This window comes from Pseudoalteromonas shioyasakiensis, assembly GCF_001550135.1.
Classification (GTDB): domain Bacteria; phylum Pseudomonadota; class Gammaproteobacteria; order Enterobacterales; family Alteromonadaceae; genus Pseudoalteromonas; species Pseudoalteromonas shioyasakiensis.
Genome location: NZ_LRUE01000021.1, coordinates 110,476 through 130,208, shown reverse-complemented (window position 1 = coordinate 130,208; position 19,733 = coordinate 110,476). Strand labels below are relative to the sequence as shown.

Genomic DNA, 19,733 nt, shown 5'->3' with positions numbered 1-19,733 from the left:
ATCGTGAAAACAACAAAGCTTAAAAGCGCAATGCAAAAGGCTGGCTTAGCCAGCGTATTTGCCTTGTCGTTTGGTGCACTGACTGGTTGTCAGACTACAGCTGAAGACAACACAGCTAAGAAAGCTGACGTGGCAGCCACAGAAAAAGCGCCAATCCAAGATAATGGTATTTTTACCAACCCACTTTTTCCTAATGGCGCCGATCCATGGCTTAAGTACTGGGATGGTAACTATTACCTAACCACAACAACATGGACATCTGAGTTAGTGATGCGTAAATCACCAACACTAGCTGGCCTTGCTGATGCAACACCAGTCAATGTTTGGTCTGATTCAAATCCTGAGCGCTGTTGTAACTTCTGGGCGTTTGAGTTCCACCGCCTAAAAGGACCAAACGGCTACCGTTGGTACATGATGTATACAGCTGGTACTGATGGCACTTTAGATAACCAACACTTAAACGTACTAGAAAGTGCTGGTGACGATCCTATGGGTCCATACGAATACAAGGGCGCATTAATGCCTAACGTATGGAACATCGACGGTAACTACCTAACATACAAAGACAAGCTATATGTGATCTACTCACAATGGCAAGGCGATCAGCAATTAAACATTATTGCAGAAATGGAAGATCCGTGGACACTGAAAGAGAACTCACCGCATACGGTGATCACGCGTCCTGAGCTAGATTGGGAAATCAGTGGTCGTAAAGTAACTGAAGGTGCTGAAATTTTACAGCACAATGGTCGTACGTTTATGACGTACTCAGCAAGCTTCTGTAATACCCCAGATTACAAACTAGGTATGCTTGAACTTGTTGGTGACGATCCGCTTAAAGCGAGCAGCTGGAAAAAATACGACAAGCCAGTATTTGAGCGTACAGAAGAAGTGTTTGGCCCAGGTCACAACGGCTTTTTCACATCGCCAGACGGCACAGAAGATTGGTTAGTTTATCACGGTAATGATTCGGTAGAGCACGGTTGTAGTGCGACTCGTTCATTACGTGCGCAAAAATTCACTTGGAACGACGATGGCACACCAAGCTTTGGTAAACCATTAACACCAGGCGTTGAAGTAGCTCCACCATCAGGTGAATACGGTCCACTGGTAACGCGAGTACAAGGTCAGCGCTATCAATTAGTGAATGCAACAAGTGGCTTATGTTTAGACATCGCAGCTGATCCACAAGATGCACGTGCAGTTCAACGTCAGTGTGCAAGCACCAATGGTCAATGGGTTATTGATGCAACAACAGATGGTTTTGTTCGTTTAGCTAACCGTGAAGACAGCAAGTTCTTAGAGCTCGAAAGCTGTAATGACGCAGATAACGCTAAAGTACAATCTGCAGCATGGCGTAATAACTTCTGTCAGCAATGGAAAGTAGCACCAAGCACAGATGGTAATGTATCTATTACTAACCGTTACACAGGCAAGCCGTTAGCGGTTGCTGGTTGTTCTGCGGCACAAAACCAAGCGGTTTTACAGCAAAGCGACGCAACAGCGTGTGGCGACTGGCAATTACGCCCTATGGGCAGTGTTGTCGTATTAAGCCAACAAAGTGGTAAAGCACTTAGCGTGGCAGATACAGTTAAAGCAGGCACCAATGTTGAGCAACAAGCTTACACGCATAAAGATGCACAGCAATGGTTCTTCACACCAACAGATACAGGCTATGTAAGTCTTAAACAAAGCGCTGACAGCGAGTTCTGTGCTGCGGTAGCTGATAACGCCTTAGTACCAGGTGCAAACGTAGAGATGGCTTCTTGTGCGGCGAAAACAGCACAGTGGCGCATTGCTCCAGTAGAAGGTGGTGGTGTGATGCTTATCAACCGCTACACAAAACAAGCGCTTGGCTTAAGTAACTGTGGTTTAGCTGAAAACACTAACTTCGCACAACAACCTGATTTAGGTAACAAGTGCCAAGTATTCCATCTGCGTGAACCAAATTAAGTTATAAGTAAAAAATCGACTCAACCAAAGCCACTTCATTTATGAGTGGCTTTTTTTATAGCCTTCAGCCTTCAGCTGTCAGTTTTTAGCTGAGCGGTGGGGTATGTTGGTGATGTGTATGTCTGCTCTTTGGGTGTTGATTTCATGACGCGCCAAGCAAGCGTGACACCTACCGCATTACTTACCTGTTCATTCTTCGGGTAGGTTGGTTTGAGCGAAGCGAAACCCAACATAATCCATCAAAACCTTCTCATGCCTCTGCATTGCATATAAAACCCCACGTGTTGTTGTAGGCGTGAAATTTATTTCGCGCGTTGTTTAGGAGCTGTCAGCCTTCAGCTGTCAGTTTTTAGCTGAGCGGTGGGGGATGTTGGTGATATGTCTGTCTGATCGTAGGGTGTTGATTTCATGACGCGCCAAGCAAGCGTGACGCCTACGACATTACTTGCCCTACTCAGTCTTCGGGTAGGTTGGTTTGAGCGAAGCGAAACCCAACATAATCCATCTACACCTTTTCATGCCCTACATTGCATATAAAACCCACGTGTTGTTGTAGGCGTGAAATTTATTTTGCGCGTTGTTTAGGAGCTGTCAGCCTTCAGCTGTCAGTTTTTAGCTGAGCGGTGGGGTATGTTGGTGATGTGTATGTCTGCTCTTTGGGTGTTGATTTCATGACGCGCCAAGCAAGCGTGACACCTACCGCATTACTTACCTGTTCATTCTTCGGGTAGGTTGGTTTGAGCGAAGCGAAACCCAACATAATCCATCTAAGCCTCTGCAAATCCCCTAATTAATAAAATAACCGATAGGTTGCCACTGGCCACTACTTTTACTGAGGCTAATTGTTTCAATGGCCTGCTCTTTATTCATAAATTGGCTTTGAAACTGAATGATCACGTATTCACCATCAGGTGTTCCGGGTAAAGAGTCATAATTCATCAGGCTTAAATTCTTACGTAAAATCACCTTGCCAAGTGGTACTCGAACTTGTTTTAACGATTTGCTCCAGTGGCTTTGAGGCATTTTTTGTTTAAATAATGAGTCTGCTTGCTGCCAACTTTGCTGATACTGACCGTTGTCGATTAACGTAAGCCAGCTTTTAGCGCGATGAATAACTTCGAGCTCTTCAGCATGTGCACAAAAGCAGCTTAAAAAAATGATTAGTAAAAGCGTTTTTCTCATAGCAATTCCATTTACTAGTTGTTTATTGAATTCGTCTTGAAGTGTTTTTATGTTACGGCGACGAACAATAAATACTATTCATCAATTGTGCGGTTTATTTTCCCGCAGATAAGCATTTTGACTGCCGATAAGTTTTACAGCACATAGCTCAAGGCGCTTTGTGCTGCTCTAAATTAATCGATAAGATAACCTAATGGGTGCCAGCCATCGGCGGCTTTGCTAAGGCTGAGCGTTTCAACTACAGCCTCTTTATTCATAAACTCGGTTTGAAACTTGACCACTAAATACTCACCATTTGGCAGGCCGGGTAATGAGTTATATTCTGCTGTGCCAAAATAGGTGCGAGACATAACTCGGCCTAAAGGAACGCGTATTTGATCTAAGGCTGTTTGCCAGCGAGCTTTTGGCGTGGTGTTTTGAAAGACCTGATCAGCTTGCTGCCAGCTCTCGTGGTACTCTCCTGAATCGACCAAGGTTAACCATGCTCTCGCTGTTGAAATAGGGCTTGTTTCTTCAGCTGAGGTGAAAAAGCACACCAATAATGATGCCAGTAAAAACAGTTTTTGTAGCGTAAATCCATTTACAGAAAGTAATAAAATTTGACGCATAAGACGCCCTCACTTCGTTCATAGGGTGAATTCATAATACGAATGAGCTGGTTAATTTCTATACTGAAAAAGTGCTAGGGAAGGCTTTTTAGCGGGATTTAAGTGCTGTCTTTTATTTGAGCGATCTTTGCAACTGAGTTCGTAAAGTGGCGATGTAGATTAAATTGTTAAGTTTATACTGTTGATTTATTGAGCAAATTAATTCGTTTTAACAGCTGCTAAATGTAACGACAATGACCCTAAATAGCACTTATTTTTACTGCTAAGGAAGTTTCGTATTTGCGTGCTCGATATTTCAGAGCCCGCATAGTTACTAGGTTTTTGACCCTTTTTTGGGTTTTTGAGAGAAGTTAGCGAGGGTAAAGTTGCAAGAGTAAAGTGAGCATGAAAGGGAGTTAGCGAGATGAAAGAGACAAGAGTAAAGCCTGAGACTTAAAGCTTACAGCTCAAAACTTACAGCTTCCATCACACCAATACACTCATTAGCACTCCAGGGTCGCTAATACCTGCTTCTTTTAACGCATCGCTAATTGATTGGCTAAGAGTCATTACTTGCGTTTGGATTTCCATAACCATCTTGGTCTGTGTTTCAACTTGCACTTTTACAGCTTCATCTTCTTGGTTTTTGAGTGCTTGCAGTTTGGCTAATTGCTCTTTGGCAAGTTCGAGTTGTTCTTTGAGCTTTTCGAGTTGCTCAACCATTTTGCGAATATGTGCGGGGAGTTCGCTAGATACTTCTTCTTTTTGGGCGGGCTCTACTTCACGACCAGAGAGTTTGTTCATCTCTTGGCTGCTGAGTTTGTAGCCTACTTTTGAGTTGGTATTACTGACTGCTGTATCTGCGTTTGAGATAGTTAACGCACTTGCTAATGAGTTAATAGCCATAATGAGAGCGATGAAAGTGAATGATATGTATGTATCGGCAAGGGGTACTAAAGCTTTAGAAAAAAGCCGGGTTTTCACCCGGCCTTTCCAGACAACAAATAGTTGAGGTGAGGCAGCTCACCTCACTTTGTTACTCTTGTGCAGCAGCTGCATCAAAGAGTGCTTTTATTTCTTCAGCGCTAATCGCACCGTTGAAAATTTTCAGTTCATCGATAGCACCGTTATAAGGTGTATCCCAGTAGTTAACACCGAGTGCAAACTCATTTGTTTCACCAGGAACCGTGAATACACGCGGGAAGCCATCGGTTTCTAGCTGTAATTCGCCGTTAACATACATCTTCAACACATCACCATTCGTACCATCAACAGTGAATGCAACATGTGTCCATTCTTTTGCTGGAATACGGCTATCTAGTTCTGCATTATCGAAGAAGGCACCGTTATTTGCCCATAAACGAGTTAGGCCTGTACCTGCCATAGATGGCACATAACTTAACCAAGAGCCTGCACTTGCACCTGCGAAGAACGCTGTAGTGTAATCAGTGAAGGTTTCAGGTTTTAACCACATAGATACTGAGTAATCATTGGTCGTGATTAAGTTATCCGGTAGACGAACACCTGAACCTTCAAGGAATACTGCTTGACCCATGATACCGTCAACAAAAGTTACGTTACCACCAGTATTGTTGATGAAACCACCCGTTGGTTTACCCGCTGCATACGCACCGTTTAATGCACTTAGGTCACCTTCGAAGCTGTATTCAGCAGGTGCAAGTGATTTTAAGGTTACATCGAATGACTTAGTATCAGTAAAGTCTTTGTACTTAATAGTTGCAGTTAATGTCACTACTTGGTCGCCAGCAGAGGCGCTAGGTTGAGTAACAACAGCTGTGCCATTAACCGGTTTTAAGTACTCTTCGTTGTTTGACGTCCAGCTAATACCTGATACAAATGGACCTACACGCGGTAACTCAAAGCTTTCACGTACTGCCGATACATCACCTAAATCAAGCGCATCAGTAATGAAGCTCTCAAATTTAGTCGGATCTGTCAGGTTATTGATAGCCGCACCATTAATATCTAGGCCGTTTAGCGCGTAGTCATAAACGATGAATTCATCAATTTGACCTTGGAAAGGTAAGTCCCAACCGTAGTTCACACCAAGGGCAAAGTTACCTGTTTGTTCGCTAAAGAAGTCAGGGCGAGGCATCGAACCTGCACGTACACCATCACGATAAAGTGTTGCAGTGCCATTAGCATAAGTGATTGCAATATGATTCCAATCCATTACCGCTGGAGAGTCAGAAATGATTTGGTTCCACATATCAGTGCCATCATCAGCTAAATAACGGCTCCATAGCATTGGTGTTGACGTAAAGTGTGTACTACCTGGGATCAAGCTCATCCAACGTGCATCAGACGTTGATGCGAAGAATGTAGGCGTAAAGTTAGTTAGTACTGTTGGCTTAAACCAATACGAAATAGTGTACTCATCGCCTGTTACTAACTCATCAGGTAAACGTACGCCCGTTGCACCGTCAAAGTTAAATGCTTTACCTGTTTGACCTTCTGCGTATGCAGCTGTACCAGCACCCACATTTAACATGTTGTTATCTGTTACACCCGCATCATCTAGGTTACCTAAACCATCACTGAGTGAATCTTCAAATGCATAGTGTGCAATCGCATTTTTAAACTCTGGGCGCGCTTCTAGATTTACATTAAATGTCTTGGTTGTGCTCTCGCCGTTTAAAGAGATATTAGCCGTTAAAGTAACCGCTTTATCACCGCGATCTGGCGTTGGAATGAATACTGAGCCTTCACTGGTGATGTAGTATTCATCACTGCTTTCCCAGTTAATTGCAGCACCATCTTTACCTTTGGTTGGTAATGAGTAGCCTTCGTCAGCGATTGATAATTCAGTTTTAATATCTAGCGCTTCTTGAACAGTGCCTAGCACGTTAGCCGTGTCTGTGATTTCATCACGTTTACTTGCCCAAATGGTAGCGCCTTCGCTTGATGTAGCTGATACAGTTACAGCCATTGCTTTAGTTGCATCATCCCATTGCCATTTAGCCACGCCAAAGTAAGTACCTGAATCTAACTCAAGTTTAATATTTGAGTCATCAATCATGTACCAGATACCTGGATCATCACCGGTTACTGAGTGATCTTCGTTTAAAGCAATATGCATTGAGCGAATAGCATCTGTATTTACATCATTGCCATGGTTGATAAATTTGTAATAACCATAAAGTTCATCTGCCACAACCATGTTGTCGCCTTCAAGCGGCACATAACGTTGCGGTGAAGCCATAGGCCAGCCTAATGAGTTTATAAACATTTCATGTACGCGAACTTGGTGCGCTTCTGAAATGGTTGGGAACTCAGTCGATGTTTGCGGGAAACGCGTGTGCGTAACTAAGATATGACGACCTGTTGCTTCATCGTAGTAAGCAGAGTTATGGCCCGGTGATTGGTAGCCCCATGCTGGTGCTGTTTCGCCAAGTTCTTGCGTGTACTCAAAGCCGCCCATTAGTTTTTCGCCGACCTCCAGGCCGCCGATAGCTGCAATGTCATTACCTGCGTTATCTAGATAAGGGCCATCCGGTGTTTTTGAGCGAGCAACACGAATGTTGTAGCCACCATTAAGATCAAAACCAGCAACAGAGAAGAATAGGTAGTAGTATTCACTTTCTGGGCTGTACATTACAAATGCACCTTCCATTGCACGGAAGTCACCGCCTACTAGCTTTTTACCATAGCCTTGACCTGCTTCTGGCATACCTGTTTCTTCGTCCATTGCTAGCACGAAAATACCGCCAGAGTATGAGCCGTAAACCATCCAAAGTTTGCCATCAGCATCATAGAAGGCTGCAGGGTCAATGGCGTTAGGATCAACGGCACCATTCCATGTTGTTTGGCCATTATCAAGTGGGTAAGCTGCAAACTCAGCTTCTGTGCGATAACCGCTGCGTAAGAAAATACCTTTGTTTGTATAAGGACCTTCAATATTGTCAGCTTCAGCTAAACCAAGATAAGAGCGGTTCCAGCATACTTCATCAACAACATCTGGTGTATCTGGGTTATCTTGTGCACAGTGGTTATAGTAGAACCAAAATTTACCATTTGGCGCTTTGATTACATCGGCAGCCCAGTTTCCTGTAAAACCGTCTGTCCATTCAATACCTTCGGCAATTTCACCTGTGTAGTTGTAATCAAATAATGGGCTTTCATTAACGGCTGCGTTAGCTGAAAGGCTAGAAATCATTTCCCAGTTCAAGAGATCAGTTGATTTAGCGGCAGCAAGGTGTGAACCAAAAATATAATAAGTGTCGTCAACTTTAACGACAGAAGGATCGTGCACGCTTACATTGGTAACCATTACGCTACCTGATTCAGTGTATTCAACACTGCTGCTTACTGTCGGTTTCGCACTTTGCGGGTCGGCAACCGCTGGTGCTGTGTCAAGCTTAGTACCATCTTCTTTGCCACAACCTGTAACAGCCAAAGAGCAGGCTATGACCATGGCTAATTTATTTAATTTCATTTTATGTGTCCTCTTGAAACTGGGATTCATTTTTTTATTCGATTGTTGTCAATAAAATTGCCGCGCGCCTATATCAAACTAATAAGAACGTAGTATTGTAATTTTATAGTACGATTTAAAATGTGCAAATACTTTTGCAAAGGTAATTGATATGTAAACACGAAGTGTCAGTGTTTACAATATGTACAGCGTGATTTTAATTTTTTCAAGTTGCCAGTTTTAGCGTTTTTTTCGCTATTTTTGCTCTATTAGGGAAGTTTTTTGCTGATCTGCAAGTGAGGATTTTCCGGTAAATTTGTTTATTTGTATTACATTTGAGCACTAAAAAGGGCTCTTAAAGAGCCCTTTTTAATATTACTTGTCTTGTTTACTTAGACCTTCAGTGGTCATGATAATACGTTTAAGTGTGCCATCTTCGTTGTAATAAAGCGGCTCAATCGCCACTGAACGGCGAAAACGCCCGCCACTTGGTTTGCCATCAATTGGTGGTACGGCACCAGTATGGTAAATAAAGTAGTCTTTACCTTTGTATTCGATAATTGATTGGTGGTTGGTTTCGCTGTTACCTGCGATCTCATTCAAGATACCTTTATATTCCCACGGGCCATGAATGCTTTTGCTCATGGCATAACAGATCTTCTCAGGGAACTCACATGCGTACGATACATAGTAGTTGTCGTTTTTCTTATGAACCCATAACGCTTCGGTAAAGTTAGGTAAGTCTAGCGTTTTAATTTCACCATCAAGAGACAGCAAGTCGTCGCTTAGCTTTACGTATTTTGGCATTAAGTTACCAAAGAACATGTAAGTATCGCCGTTTTCTTCTGTATAAATAGCAGGGTCGATGTCGTCCCAATCATTTGGCGTATGCTTGGTCATGTCATCGGTAACCAGTGCGTGACCAATTGCATCTTTGAATGGACCTGTTGGTGACTTAGAAGTTGCAACACCAATTGCAAAACCTGGTTTTGTGTCGTTGTGACGAACGGTTGTAAAGAAGTAGAAAGTGCCATCACGCTCAATCATGTGTGAAGCCCATGCTTCACCTTTAGCCCATTTAAAGTCTGTTGCTTTCATGATTGGGCCGTGTTTTTTCCAGTTCACCATATCTGTTGATGAAAAGGCTAACCAGTCATGCATTTCAAAAAACACGTCATTATTAGGTGCTTCATCATGGCCTGTATAAAGGTATACGGTGTCATTGTGAACAAGTGCAGCAGGGTCTGCAGTAAATACATCGGTAAATAATGGGTTTTGTGCAACAGCTAAGCTGCTAGAAAAAAGTAATGGTAGCGCTAACGCTTTCAATTTCTTCATGAGTGTCCTTAGTAACTAATAATTGTTGTTTGAACTGCAGCTTTTTCGACCCAGAGCTCTCTCTAAGTGACCAGATAATACACTGTGTACGCCTGATTATACTGAGTAACTGATTGTTTACATCGAAACAAACTAGTAAAAGTGCAGCAAAAAATAACTCTATATTGTATTATTGTATTTTAATCATAGTAGCATCAAAATACGCTGGGTAAATAACTTGTTAGCCCTTTTTTGTTGCTCTGGATGAGTGAAAGACAAATTAAATAAGCAAACGAACAATCGCTAAGTGGCTGATAATAATGGGTCTTAATAAATTCCCAAAACAAAAACGCAGCATGCTTTGAGTTTGTAACATGCTATAATTGCAACGTTTTTTGTAAACATAATGGCAGTTATTTTAATTTGGCTTTTTGAGTTGACTGTTAAATAATCATACAATATGATTAAAGTTCAGGCAGCAATGTATTAACATAAAAATATAGACACACTCGCGCACCGTTTTGACAACACACGATGCACAATGCAGTGGTCACTCTTCGGTAACTGAATGGGGAAAGTTCAGCGGACCGATATAACTATAATTTGGAGAACACCGCTTATGTTTAAAAGAACACACATAGCCAGTGCTGTAGTTATGGCATTTACCTGTCAATTTGCTTTTGCACAGGAGGAAGCACCAAACACTCCTGAGAATAACGTCGATGAGATGGAAGTTATTCAAGTATCAGGTATTCGCGGCAGTTTAAACAAAGCGTTAGATGAAAAACGTGCAAGCGTTCAAATCGTGGATGCAATTGTTGCTGAAGATATTGGTAAATTCCCTGATAATAACGTAGTTGAAGCATTACAACGTGTAACGGGTGTACAAACAACTGGCCGTGGTGCTGGTGAAGTAAGCGCGGTTTCAATCCGTGGTCTTACTGATGTTAATACCACAGTTAATGGTCGCGCTATCTTTACAGGTGCGGGTCGTGATGTGGCGCTGCAAGACATTCCTGCAAGTTTACTTTCAGGCGTAACAGTTTATAAAACCCGTTCGGCGGACCAAATCGAACGCGGTATCGCAGGTGCGATTGATATTAAAACTCACCGCCCTTTCAACTTCGAAGGTGAAAAAGTTGTTTTAGCGGCACGTGCGATTTACTCAGATCAACCAGATGAAGTTGATCCAAATATCAGTGCATTACTCTCTAACCGCTGGGAAATCGACGGCGCAGGTGAGTTTGGTGCATTAGTTAATCTTTCATACGCTGAAACACATTACCGCGATGACACCATCACAGCGGGTGCTGCATTCCCATTCTTTACTGATAAGCCACAATACAACTACTCACCGTATTCACGTGTTCCAAATGAATTCTGGACTCAAGGTACTGAGTTAGGTCTACCTACTGCGGCTGGTTCTACTTTAGACGTAAATGGCGAGCCAACAGAATACCTACTTGCACGTGATGCTATTTTTGGTACTTCATATACAGGTCTTCGTAAGCGCCCGGCTGCGTCTGTATCTTTACAGTGGGCACCAGATGAAACCCTAGAAATCACAGCTGAAGGTTTCTACACAGGTTACGAAAACGAATCGCAAAACGCTATGTGGTTCTCAAATACGTTTGAAAATGGTAACGGCTTTATTGAAACACCAACTGTGTTTGATGGCACTAATGTAATTAAAGAAAAGCAAGCGATTGGCGCTGGCGGTTTCCAAAGTGGTGACTTTTCATATGGTAAAACAGATAGCTACTTATATGCGCTAGGTGCAGAGTGGCTAGCAAGCGATTACCTAACTATCAACACTGAAGTTGTTTACCAAGACAGTGAGTTCGAAACAGATTTCTTCGCAATGCGTTTTGATCGTGTAGCGACGGGTCTTGACGTTGATTTTAATGATAAAGACGGCGTACCAGGCATCGCGTTTTGGGATGATCCAAACACAGCGGTAAACGAAGCTGATATGGCTGCTATCGAAAACTGGAATGCTGGCACTATTTATGACAATGGCGGCGGTAACGCGGGTGATGCATTAACTTTCACATTTGATGCTGAATACCTAATTGGTGGTACTTATTTTGATAAAGTGAAATTCGGTGGTCGCTACGAAAAACGAACTGCGCAAGAGTACACACGTGGTCAAGATACTGGTATTGCCAACACATCTGTAGCTAGCTTAATTGAGCAATTAGCTGCAGCTGGGGCATCTGGTGATGGTTCTGGTATTGTGTTCCAAGTTGATGATTATTTCGATGGCCGTGCTGACGTCTTTGACAGCTTTGTAACTGCTGACGGTGGTTACATGCTAGATAACGGTGATGCTGTTCGTAGCGTATACGGCCTTGAAGCTGAAGACGTATACAAAACATTTGATATCGAAGAAAACTCATACGCGCTGTATGCAACAACTAACTTCTTCTTAACGGAAGATATTAGCGGTGAGTTTGGTTTACGTTATGTAAGCTACGAGCAAGACATGGACTTTGTTGCTGAGTCTGGTGGCATGAACTCAAATGTATTTGAAGAAAGCTCAGCAAGTGCAGATAGCAGCGCATTACTACCAAGCTTAGTACTTAACTGGAACATCACTGATGATGTAGTGGGTCGTGTTGCGTACACAGAAACATTACGTATGCCTAACTTTGCTGACTTGAACGCGCTGCAATACTGGTACGATCCATTAACAGAAGGTGCTACATACGGTACAGGTAATGGTGGTAACCCAGAGCTTAAACCAACAGAGTCAAAGAACTATGACGTATCACTTGAATGGTACTTCGCAGATACAAGCTCACTTTACGCGGCTTACTTTTACCGTGAAATCGAAGGCTTAGTTGTTGCAGGTCGTAAGCAAGTTGTGCGCGAGGGCGATGATGGCGTAACACGTCCATACGTATTGAGTGCACCAGTGAATGCTTCAAACGGTGAACTGTCTGGTTTAGAAGTTGGTTTAGTTTACTTCCCTGAAAACCTACCAGAGTACTTAAACGGCTTTGGTGTGCAAGCAAGCTACACGATGCTTGATTCAGAACAAGATACACCAGAATTCAATGAGCTAGGTGAAATTTCTGGTTATGTAGATTCGCAAATGACAGGTGTTTCTGATGAATCTTACAGCATCGTAGGTATCTACGAGCGTGATTCATTCGACATGCGCTTATCTTATGTATGGCGTTCTGAGTTCTACACAGGGAACGAAGCAGCAATCTTTGCTAACCCAATTCAGTTCTGGAATCGTCCTGAGCAAAGCTTAGATTTCCAATTTAGCTACAATGTGAATGATGACTTTGTTGTAACCTTTGATGCAACGAACATCCTAGATGACGTATATCAGAGCTACTACGGTGAAGGTAACGACAACCTATTTAACTTTGGTAACGGTATCTACTCACGTACATTCGCACTAGGCGCACGTTATTCTTTCTAAATTTCTTTTATAGACCTAAAAACCCCGGCTTTGCTGGGGTTTTTTATTGGTTTTTATAAACCAAACCATCGGTCGAAAAGAGTTGCGATTTAATAAGTATGATAATACTATTAATTAGATTAGCATTAAATTTACAAAAATAACGAACGCAATGGCCAAGCTGTGTAATATCTAGGGCTATAAATTTATTTGATACGCAATGTTGAAAGCTTTTTAGCATTGCTTGAAATAGTGAGCGGCGGCTCATTATTGACCAATTAGGGTGTTGTTGTATGGAATCTCAAAAGTTATCCGTTGTAGAAAAGGTCGGCTTTGGCGCCGGCGACATGGCAGTAAATGTCATGGTTGCAGCGTTATTCTATTTTATGTCTTTCTTTTACACCGATATCTACGGACTTGATCCGGTTGATATGGGTGTGTTGTTCTTAGTGGCGCGTTTTGTTGATGCCTTTACCGATCCATTAATGGGGGTGATCACCGACAAAGTGAAAACCCGTTGGGGTCAGTTCCGTCACTGGTTCTTATTTTTATCTGTGCCTTATGGTTTATCGGTCGTACTGTTATTTACCACGCCTGATTTCGACTACAACATGAAGTTAGCGTGGGCTTATGCCACGTACTTGTTTGCGACCTTGATGTTTACCGGTGTTGCTATTCCTTATATCTCTTACATTGGTGTATTAACTGCCGATCCAAAAGAGCGTTTGTCAGCTAATGGTTACCGTATGTTCTTCGCTAAGATTGCTAATGTAGTGATCGTATTTTCAGTGCCGCTACTTGCCTCATATTGGGGAGATGGCAGCTTGTCGTATGGTTATAAACTGGCAATGGCATTGGTATCGGCATGTGCCGTAGCACTATTTTTGTTTTGCTTCTTTACTACTCGCGAACGTATTACCCATGAGCCACAAACCGAAGGTGTACTTACGCAATTAAAAGTACTTATTAAAAACGACCAATGGTTACTACTGTGTGCAGCATGTGTACTTGGTACGCTTGGTTATGCGATTCGTGGCAGTGTTGCTATGTATTACGCAACCTATTACTTAGGTGTACCAGATTTAGCAGGTGCCTTTACCAGTGCGGGTATTGCAGCATCTATTGTCTCAATGGTGGCAAGTACGTGGATCACCCAGCGTTACTGTAAAATGAAGCTATTCCGTCAATCACAAATCGCCGTGCTATTTATTTCATTGCTAATGTATTTTGTAGTGCAACCGGGCGATGTAATGATGGCGTTTGTGCTTTATATCATCTTGTCATTTGTGGTTGATTTACATGCGCCAGTGTTCTGGTCTGCAATTGCTGAAGCCGTTGATTACGGTGAAATTAAAGACGGCGTTCGTGCATCGGGTCTATCGTTTGGTGGTATTTCATTCTGCCAAAAAGCCGGGGGCGGTTTAGCGGGCTTAGCGGGTGGTTTATTACTGGCATTTTTTGAGTACAAGCCTAACGTTGAGCAAACTGAATTTACCCTTATGGGCTTAGCACTGATGCTAACTATCATTCCGGGTGTTTTCCACGCCTTACTAGGTCTGATTTTGAAAAAATACAAAATTACCGATGAGTACTATACGGATATGGTTATTCATAAGCGTCTACCAAAATAACCACTCTTTAAACGCACACACTAAATAAGTGTGTGCGCTTTGCTCTTTAAAATAACAATTTGCTGGGAGACAACAGTATGAACACATTCAAGGTTAGCTATTTAGCAAGCGTTTGCGCTGCAATTTTAACTGTGTCCGGTTGCAGTGAAATGCCAACAGACAGTAAACAAGCCGCTTCAGTGGAGCATGCTGAACTTACCAGCGAACAACATTTATTTGCCCTAAATCAAGTAAGTTTAAGCGCCAGCCCGTTTTTACATGCGCAGCAAACGAATGTGCGTTATTTATTAGCTCTTCGTCCTGATCAGCTGCTTGCTCCTTATCTGCGTGAAGCCGGCCTTGAACCAAAAGCGCCTAACTATGGCAACTGGGAAAGTACTGGCCTTGATGGCCATATTGGCGGTCATTATCTTTCAGCCTTAAGCCTTGCGTGGGCAGCCACAGGTGACGAAGAATTAAAGCAGCGTTTAGATTATATGCTAAGCGAGCTAGATCGCGCCCAGCAAGCCACTGGTGGTTACTTAGGCGGTATCCCAAATGGCGATGAAATGTGGCAGCAGATTGAAAAAGGTGAAATCAAAGCCGATTTATTCAGCTTAAATGACCGCTGGGTACCGCTTTATAACATAGATAAAATTTTCCATGGCTTGCGTGATGCATACGACGTAGCAGGCAGTGATAAAGCCAAACAAATGCTATTTAAGTTAGGCGAATGGTTCTTAGCGACCACTGCCAAGCTAACTGATGAACAAGTTCAACAAATGTTGTATTCAGAGCATGGTGGCTTAAATGATGTGTTTGCTGATATGTACTTTATCAGTGATGATGAGCGCTACTTAAAGCTAGCCCGTCAGTTCTCTCATAACATCATCATTGAACCCTTATTACACAAAGAAGATAAGTTAACTGGCCTACATGCCAATACGCAAATTCCAAAAATTATTGGTATGTTGAAAGTAGCAAATGCCAGCGATGACAAAGCATGGCAGCAAGGTGCTGACTTTTTCTGGAAAACAGTCAGCCAAGAGCGCTCAGTATCAATTGGCGGTAACTCAGTACGTGAGCATTTTCATGATAAAAGTGACTTCACGCCGATGGTTGAAGATGTTGAAGGTCCAGAAACCTGCAACACTTACAACATGATGAAACTGAGTAAGTTATTATTCTTAAAAACCGGTGATACGCGTTATTTAGACTATTATGAGCGCGCCACATATAACCATATTTTATCGTCACAACACCCAGAGCATGGCGGTCTTGTTTACTTTACCTCAATGCGCCCTGGGCATTACCGCATGTATTCGTCAGTGCAAGATTCAATGTGGTGCTGCGTAGGCTCAGGTATTGAGAATCACAGCAAATATGGTGAGCTGATTTATAGCAATACCGGTAAAGAGCTATGGGTGAACTTGTTTATTCCAAGCACGTTAAATTGGCAACAGCAGGGTTTGCAGATCACGCAAGACAGCCAATTTCCAGATGGTAACAAGGTTTCACTGACCGTGAATCGTTTGTCTGAGGGGCAAAGCACTGAGTCGGTAATTCATATTCGTAAACCGTCTTGGCAGCAAGGTGAGCTGAGCTTTACTTTAAATGGACAAGCTGTAAGCGCAACCGAAAAAGATGGTTATTACAGTATCAGCCATGCATGGCAAAGCGGTGATAAGCTTGCCTTTGAGCTTAGTCCTAAGCTTTATACTGAGCAGCTACCTGATGGCCAGCATTATTACTCTGTGATGTATGGGCCTGTTGTAATGGCTACCAAAGTACAAGCATTTGCAAATGAGCAGCTTAACTTTGTTGCCGATAATAGCCGCATGGGCCACATTGCCGCGGGGCCGACTTGTCCGCCAGAAGCTCTGCCAATCATGCTGAGTGAACCAGAAAAATTTATTGCCGATCTTACTCGTAAACCGGGCCAAGAGCTTGCATTTATCGCCGATAAAAATGTGGCGATTGCCAAGCAAGGTATCGATAACACTAAAAGCACAGAGCTAATTCCGTTCTTCCGCTTACACGATAGTCGCTATCAAGTGTATTGGCCGCAGCAAAGCGAAGCAGAGTTCACGCAATTTGTTGCCGATGCAAAAGCGGCTGAGCAAGCGAAAGAACAGCTTCGTTTATTAACCGTTGACCAAATTACACCGGGTGAACAACAACCTGAAGTCGAACACGACTTTAAAGGTGAGGGAACCCGCGCAGGTGTTAATAATGGTCATCACTGGCGCGATGCGACAGGTTGGTTTGAGTATCAGCTTAGTAACCCAGAACAAAAAGCGGTTGCTTTGCGTGTTCGCTATTTTATTGGCGATGTAGATCGTCATTTCTCTATTAAATTAAATGGCGAGCAATTAGCTGCGGTTAGTTTGCCTGTAGGTAAACCAACGGATGAGTTCTACACCATTGATTACCCATTAACAGAAGCAATGAAAAAGTCGAAAACCCTTACCTTACGTTTTGCTGCCGACAAAGATTCTGTTGCCGGTGGTATCTATGGTATTCGTTTAATCAATGCACAATAAAGAGTTGGCTATGTTAAGCAACAATGTGTTTGCGACGGCTAAAGAGCATGTTTTACCGTCGCTTTTAGATAACAGCGCTGAGCAACACAGTTTTTACCAAACACCGACAGGGCTTGGTTATCGAGTAATTGAGCAAGGTCAGGGGGATAAACCTTGTTGGGATGCCACAGTGACTGTGCATCAACGGGTTACCCTTACAAATGGTCGGGTGTTATTTGATACTCGCAAGCAAGGCGCCGCTGTAGAGTACGAAATTGCAGAGGCGATAGTGGGTTTGCAAGAAGCGTTGCAATTAATGAATAAAGGCAGTCGCTTTGAAGTTTTAATTCCTGCGCATCTGGCACGCGATGTGTACAGCGCATTTATTGAAGAAAAGCATCAGCAGGGCTGCCAAAGCCCCATGCTCGTTGATATTACCTTGATTGATTTTAGTTAATAACGCCTACTTTCAACCTCAAACGAGGTCATTAAAGCAAATAAAAAACCTGCAATTTTGCAGGTTTTTTGTATGTTGAATAATTACTTTTTAAGCTTGGTTTTAAGCTTATTTAGGTCGGCTGGGTTAACAACCGGCCAATCGTTTTTCCAGCTCATAGGTAAAATACGTAGCTTTTGCACGCCGTTATCGGCTGTTTCGTAGGCGTGTAATACTAAATAGTCTTTGCCATCAAAGGTGTACGCAGCATTATGACCAAGAGCAGCCCAGTCTTTATTACCTTCAATAACTAAACTGCCACCGCCATCAACCATAGAGCGACCTTGTTGATCTAAATATGGGCCTTCGATGTTTTTGCTGCGACCTACGCGTACGTTGTAAGTACTCTCTACGCCACGGCAGCATTTATCAAACGAAACAAATAGGTAGTAATAGCCGTTCTTTTTAAAGATATAAGGTGCTTCAATCGGGCCATGTTCCGTGTTTGGACGACTCGCAATGTGATGCCACTTTTCAGGTTTTGCTAAGCGCACCATGTCATCATCAAGTTTTACTAGTTTAAGGCCGCCCCAGAACGAACCAAAGCTCATCCACGGTGTACCATTCTCATCTTCGATTATTGCAGGGTCGATAGCATTCCAATCGTCTCGCTCAGGCACTGATTCAACCACTATGCCGTAGTCAATCCACTTGTAATCAGGTGATGATGGGTCAAGGGTTTCGTTAACCGTTACACCAATTGCCGAAGTGTTTTTGCCAAATGCAGAGACTGAGTAATAAAGGTAAAACTTACCATTTTTCTCATACACATCAGGTGCCCATAAGTGGCCATCAAAGCTTGGTGAAATACGCTTTGCCCAACTTGGCTCGTCTTTAAAAACGCGGCCTGTGAGTTTCCAGTTGGTTAAATCTTTCGATTCATAATAGGTAATACCAGGGCCTGTGCTAAATACATAGTACGTGTCGCCCTCTTTGGTCATCACCGGATCGTGTACTTCAACTTGCTTTGCAGAAACGGCTGCGGCAGAAAAAAGTAGCCCTGTTGAAAGCCACTTCATTGCGTGTGTCACCTTACTTACGGGTCTCATGCTTGAATACCTTTTGTTGTTTTAACTCTTGTGTTCATTCAGCTACTATATAATATGTAATACAATATTAACAATAAAATCGAGACGAAATACAGGACACATTATGCTCAAAAAATTATCTCGGCTAACGCTTCTTAGTGCGTTAAGTGCCTCGCCATTGTCAGCCCTTGCTGATGCTAATAGTAGCAAGACTTTAGCGCCAATTGATAACCCCATTGTACTCAAACGTGCTGATCCTTGGTTAGTTCGCGATGATAAAAGTGGCTGTTACACGTTTATAGGTAGTTCGCCGAAATTTGATGAAATTGAGCTGCGCCAAGCTTGTCGTTTAAACGATTTAAAATTAGCTGAGCCGAAGGTTATTTGGCAAAAGCGCGATAAAGGCCCAATGAGTGTCAATATTTGGGCCCCTGAGCTACATCAGATTGATGGCAGTTGGTATATCTACTTCGCTGCAGGTGATATCGAAAAACCGTTCAGTATTCGCATGTATGCACTTAAAAACGACAGTGCTAATCCGATGCAAGGTGAGTGGCAAGAAATGGGGCAAGTAACTAGCCACCTTGATAGTTTTTCGCTTGATGCCACAAGTTTTACGCACAAGGGTAAGCGTTACATGATTTGGGCGCAGCAAAACCAGCCTGCAACCTATAACTCAGCTTTATGGTTAGCTGAAATGGACTCTCCAACATCAATTAAAGAGCCTATTATTGCGATTACAGAGCCAACCCTCGAGTGGGAAGTGCAAGGTTATAAGGTCAACGAAGGTGCTGCTGTTATCATCCATGGCGATAAAATATTTGTCACTTACTCAGCCAGTGCCACCGATCATCGATATGCGATGGGCTTGCTATGGGCAGATGTGAATGCTGATTTGCTTGATCCTGCTAGTTGGCATAAAAAGGCTGAGCCGGTGTTCACCACCAATGCTGAGCTAGGTCGTTTTGGCCCTGGGCACAACAGTTTTGTAAAAGCTGAAGATGGTGTAACCGATTTAATGATTTATCACAGTCGTGACTATAAAGAGCTGAAAGGCACACCGCTTACAGACCCAAATCGCCATGCGCGAGCACGCATTATTACGTGGGATAAAAACGGTTTTCCTGTGTTCTCACCAGAACTCGCTGATTAAAAAAGGGCGCCAATTGGCGCCCTACAACTTTGGGA

12 protein-coding genes are annotated in these 19,733 nt (G+C 42.9%); 6 read left to right on the top strand and 6 right to left on the bottom strand.

Going from position 1 to position 19,733, the window contains the following annotated elements:
* Nucleotides 1-3: 3 nt before the first annotated feature.
* Entirely contained in the window at nucleotides 4-1,953 is a 1,950-nt protein-coding gene (locus PASHI_RS16260) for an RICIN domain-containing protein (protein WP_240701512.1), read from the top strand.
* 786 nt (nucleotides 1,954-2,739) lie between these two features.
* Here the strand turns inward: PASHI_RS16260 and PASHI_RS16255 are convergent.
* The 5 genes from PASHI_RS16255 to PASHI_RS16235 form a co-directional block, all read right to left on the bottom strand.
* Complete coding sequence (locus PASHI_RS16255; RefSeq protein ID WP_062566351.1) at nucleotides 2,740-3,135, bottom strand: DUF4019 domain-containing protein; 396 nt, start codon at nucleotides 3,133-3,135, stop codon at nucleotides 2,740-2,742.
* Between the two features lie 173 nt (nucleotides 3,136-3,308).
* Nucleotides 3,309-3,743, bottom strand: a complete 435-nt coding sequence (locus PASHI_RS16250) for a DUF4019 domain-containing protein (RefSeq protein WP_062566350.1) — start codon at nucleotides 3,741-3,743, stop codon at nucleotides 3,309-3,311.
* Nucleotides 3,744-4,208: 465 nt separating this feature from the next.
* Entirely contained in the window at nucleotides 4,209-4,706 is a 498-nt protein-coding gene (locus PASHI_RS16245; protein ID WP_244269408.1) for a hypothetical protein, read from the bottom strand.
* Nucleotides 4,707-4,758: 52 nt separating this feature from the next.
* Nucleotides 4,759-8,178, bottom strand: a complete 3,420-nt coding sequence (locus PASHI_RS16240) for a LamG-like jellyroll fold domain-containing protein (RefSeq protein WP_062566349.1) — start codon at nucleotides 8,176-8,178, stop codon at nucleotides 4,759-4,761.
* 354 nt (nucleotides 8,179-8,532) lie between these two features.
* Complete coding sequence (locus PASHI_RS16235) at nucleotides 8,533-9,495, bottom strand: glycoside hydrolase family 43 protein (RefSeq protein ID WP_054562986.1); 963 nt, start codon at nucleotides 9,493-9,495, stop codon at nucleotides 8,533-8,535.
* Between the two features lie 598 nt (nucleotides 9,496-10,093).
* Here PASHI_RS16235 and PASHI_RS16230 point away from each other — a divergent pair.
* The 4 genes from PASHI_RS16230 to PASHI_RS16210 all read left to right on the top strand — a co-directional run bounded on the left by PASHI_RS16230 (nucleotide 10,094) and on the right by PASHI_RS16210 (nucleotide 17,478).
* On the top strand, nucleotides 10,094-12,910 hold the full coding sequence (locus PASHI_RS16230) for a TonB-dependent receptor (RefSeq protein ID WP_062566348.1): 2,817 nt from the start codon (nucleotides 10,094-10,096) through the stop codon (nucleotides 12,908-12,910).
* Nucleotides 12,911-13,182: 272 nt separating this feature from the next.
* A complete protein-coding gene (locus PASHI_RS16220; protein ID WP_054552279.1) occupies nucleotides 13,183-14,520 on the top strand; it encodes an MFS transporter in 1,338 nt (445 codons plus the stop codon).
* Between the two features lie 77 nt (nucleotides 14,521-14,597).
* Nucleotides 14,598-17,042 (top strand): glycoside hydrolase family 127 protein, encoded by a 2,445-nt coding sequence (locus PASHI_RS16215; protein WP_062566347.1) that lies wholly within the window; start codon nucleotides 14,598-14,600, stop codon nucleotides 17,040-17,042.
* 10 nt (nucleotides 17,043-17,052) lie between these two features.
* Complete coding sequence (locus PASHI_RS16210; RefSeq protein ID WP_062566346.1) at nucleotides 17,053-17,478, top strand: FKBP-type peptidyl-prolyl cis-trans isomerase; 426 nt, start codon at nucleotides 17,053-17,055, stop codon at nucleotides 17,476-17,478.
* Nucleotides 17,479-17,561: 83 nt separating this feature from the next.
* On the opposite strand, the gene PASHI_RS16205 is transcribed toward PASHI_RS16210, so the two are convergent.
* The gene (locus PASHI_RS16205; RefSeq protein ID WP_058586036.1) at nucleotides 17,562-18,536 is read right to left on the bottom strand and encodes an arabinan endo-1,5-alpha-L-arabinosidase; all 975 of its coding nucleotides are present in this window, start codon (nucleotides 18,534-18,536) and stop codon (nucleotides 17,562-17,564) included.
* Between the two features lie 133 nt (nucleotides 18,537-18,669).
* Here PASHI_RS16205 and PASHI_RS16200 point away from each other — a divergent pair, with 133 nt between their 5' ends.
* Nucleotides 18,670-19,698, top strand: a complete 1,029-nt coding sequence (locus PASHI_RS16200; protein WP_062566344.1) for a glycoside hydrolase family 43 protein — start codon at nucleotides 18,670-18,672, stop codon at nucleotides 19,696-19,698.
* Nucleotides 19,699-19,733: the final 35 nt, after the last annotated feature.